The 2,037-nt window shown below is 48.0% G+C and carries 2 protein-coding genes; one reads left to right on the top strand and one right to left on the bottom strand.

What is annotated here, in order from left to right:
- On the top strand, positions 1 to 353 hold a 353-nt coding region (locus ACRC27_RS11105), incomplete at its 5' end, for a LysM-like peptidoglycan-binding domain-containing protein (protein WP_438639889.1).
- Between the two features lie 206 nt (positions 354 to 559).
- On the opposite strand, the gene ACRC27_RS11100 is transcribed toward ACRC27_RS11105, so the two are convergent.
- The coding region (locus ACRC27_RS11100; protein WP_438639888.1) for a bifunctional 2',3'-cyclic-nucleotide 2'-phosphodiesterase/3'-nucleotidase at positions 560 to 2,037 on the bottom strand (1,478 nt) is incomplete at its 5' end.

Genomic DNA, 2,037 nt, shown 5'->3' with positions numbered 1-2,037 from the left:
CAGCGCCAGTAACCAAACCACCAGTTAAAGAAGCCGCCAAAAAAGAGGTAGTAAAAACGACACCGCCACCGGCTGCTACAAGCAACAGCACTGGCTGGAAAAGTTATCAGGTTGGTAAAGGTGTCACTTTGGCGCAGGTCTTTCGCTCTGGTAACTTACCGCTGCCCGATCTGATGGCGATGACACGCGCACAGGCTGCTGATAAGCCGCTCAGTAATGTCAAAGCCGGCCAAACCGTACGGGTAAAAACCAATGCGCAGGGTGACGTTGATGCCTTGCAAATTGATGCGTTAGCTGGCGGAAAGCCGGTAATTTTTGTCCGTACTGCGGCAGGGTTTGTGCAGTCACAATAACCATTGTGGCAGCAACACTTACCGTCATGATGACGGTAATGCCAGCAACCTGAAACGAATCTGATAGACAAAATAAAAGGCCTTTCGATATCTGAAAGGCCTTTTTTGTTTAAGCTTTTGTATCTAGAAGGAAAATAGCACGACAGCTAGAACTCACCCGCCGTACTATACCCACTCCTACCCACGCTGATTATTTTTCAAGCGGTCTACTGTTTTGCTTTTGCAGCCTGTGGCGCGAGATCAACACGGTATACGGCAAAGCCGTTGTCATCTTTTCCTACCTGTGCCATCGGATATTGCGCATGCTCATTAATAAACTGTGTCGCCTTCTCTGACGGTGAGGTTTCCATCCGAATATCGAGTGGTGTTTTGCTGTTAATCGGGGCTAATCGCCAGTTGTTATCCGCTGTCGGTACAACTTGCCCCTGTTTCTTGCTCTGTTGAGTGATGTAAGAGGCCAACACTTGACGATTTTCATCCGGTGAAGCAAACGCAATAAACTGGCTGCCCGTACCGGCAAATTTCTCACCGTAAGCACGGTAGTTATTAGTAACAACAATAAATGCAGCTTTAGGATCAACCGGTTTACCGTTAAAGCTCAGCCCCTGAATACGCTCAGAAGTGGGGTTAATGAGCTGACATTCACCGTCAAAACGTGCCGGTTTTGTCACATCAATCTGATACTTCACACCGTCAATAACATCAAAATTATAGGTACGGAAACCATCCCAGTTAATCAGTGATTGCGGCGCACTGCTGTTCACATCAATCTGGTTAAACTGACCGGCAGAGCACTCCAGCCAATCTTTAAGCTGTGCACCATTGAGTTTTACCGCCACCAGCGTATTGGGGTACAAATACAGATCAGCGGCATTGCGGAAGGTCAACTGACCTTTTTCCACCTCAACATAACTGGTTGGGTCATTTTTCCGGCCCCCCACTTTAAATGGCGCGGCAGCAGAGAGCACCGGAATACCGTCTAAATCCGGATCGCCCTGAATAAAGTGCTCGGCATACGCTTTTTGTGCATTATTGACAATCTGTACTGTCGGATCATCTTGGATCAGCGCCAAAAAGCTGTACATATTGTCTGAAGCTTTACCAATTGGCTGGCTAACAAACTCGCGTGTACCAGCATGATCTGCTTTCAACGCCGCCGTCAGTTTGGGATCAGCCTCAACCAGCGGCTTGTTAGCAGCCTTATCAAAAATGGGGCGCGCATGTGCAGAGGAATCAGCAACCTGCCATTTACCGCTATCATTGTTGAGCACAAAATCCACCACACCCAGATGATCACCCCACTGGCCCGGCATCACGGCTGCCACACCGTTTAGCGTGCCTTTTTCAAGGTTCACTCCGGGCAGTGCTGCAAACTCTTTACTTGGGAAAATACCGTGCGAGTGACCAAACATAATCGCATCAATGCCCTTTACCTCAGAGAGATAATAAACAGAGTTTTCGGCCATCGCTTTATACGGGTCTGACGATACACCTGAATGTGGTATAGCAATGACCAAATCTGCGCCTTCAGCACGCATTTTTGGCACGAGTTCTTCGGCAGTTTGCTTAATGTCTTTTACCGTGACTTTACCGTCGAGATTAGCTTTATCCCAAATCAAAATCTGTGGCGGCACAAAACCGATATAGCCGATTTTCAACGTCTGCTTATTGCCCGCATTATCCA

Origin of the sequence: Plesiomonas sp., assembly GCF_051650925.1 — a bacterium.
Lineage (GTDB): Bacteria > Pseudomonadota > Gammaproteobacteria > Enterobacterales > CAMTGL01 > Plesiomonas.
This window is presented reverse-complemented; position numbering and strand designations above follow the sequence as displayed.